Below are 523 nucleotides of genomic sequence, written 5' to 3'. Positions count from 1 at the left end.
ATGGCTGAACGCCGAGACGATGAGACGGCTTGAAGTTGCACCGACGCATTGGCGCAAATGGCCGGCCATGACCTATTTCTGCTGTTGCGGCTGAGGGACCACAGTCGCGGGATCGTCGCCAGATACAGGCCCGTTCAGTTCACTTCAAAGCCCAAACCTGCGCCATGCGCTGGACAAGGCCGCCACCAATTGATCGATGTGTTCGTCAGTGTGCAGCGGCGTGGGCGTGATGCGCAGCCGTTCTGTTCCGCGCGGAACAGTCGGATAGTTGATCGGCTGAATGTAGATGCCGAAATCATTGAGCAGGTAATCGCTGACGGCCTTGCATGTCTTCGCGTCCCTGACAGGAACAGGCACGATATGCGATCCGTTCCGCAGTTGTGGAAGTCCGTGGGCATCCAGCATCGACTTCAGGCGCGCGACGCGGTTCTGGTGCCGCGCTCTTTCCCGGCCCGATGCCTTCAGATGCCGGATGGCGGCCGTCGCAGCCGCGCAAACCGCCGGTGGCAGAGCGGTCGTGAAG

General features: G+C 61.0%; 1 protein-coding gene. It reads right to left on the bottom strand.

Annotation, left to right across the window (positions count from 1 at the left end):
- Positions 1-144 precede the first annotated feature (144 nt).
- Positions 145-523, bottom strand: a 379-nt coding sequence (locus tag D1094_RS18495; protein ID WP_118961560.1) for an aminotransferase class I/II-fold pyridoxal phosphate-dependent enzyme, incomplete at its 5' end; no start/stop codon positions are given.

It is taken from the genome of Colwellia sp. RSH04, assembly GCF_003545765.1.
Taxonomy (GTDB): domain Bacteria; phylum Pseudomonadota; class Gammaproteobacteria; order Enterobacterales; family Alteromonadaceae; genus Colwellia.
The sequence above is the reverse complement of the archived record's forward strand: the minus strand, read 5'-3'. Positions and strand labels throughout refer to the sequence as shown.